This window comes from Streptomyces sp. SID486 (assembly GCF_009865385.1).
Lineage (GTDB): Bacteria > Actinomycetota > Actinomycetes > Streptomycetales > Streptomycetaceae > Streptomyces.
On record NZ_WWJT01000369.1, the window covers coordinates 1 to 285 of the forward strand.

At 83.2% G+C, this 285-nt stretch carries 1 pseudogene; it reads left to right on the forward strand.

Annotation, left to right across the window (positions count from 1 at the left end):
- Positions 1-285, forward strand: a pseudogene (locus GT045_RS17025) (hypothetical protein); the annotation flags it as partial.

The window sequence follows — 285 nt, forward strand, 5'->3', positions numbered from 1 at the left end:
GTCCGCGGCGCCGGGCCGGCTCCCCGTCGGCGTGTCCGCGCGGCGCGCGTCCGGTGCCGCCCGGTCGTCCCGGGGCCTGCTGACCGGTCTCGGCGTGGCGTCGGCCGGACTGCTCGTCATCGTGCTGGCGGTGAGCATGTGGCCGGACCCCGGCGGCGGCACCGGTCCGGTGGCGACCGCGGGTGCCTCCTCCGGCGCGGCGTCCTCGCCGGGAGCGGCCACCTCGCCGGGAGCGGCCACCTCGCCCGGCGGCGCGCCGGGCACCACGGCGCTGCCCGGGCCCGG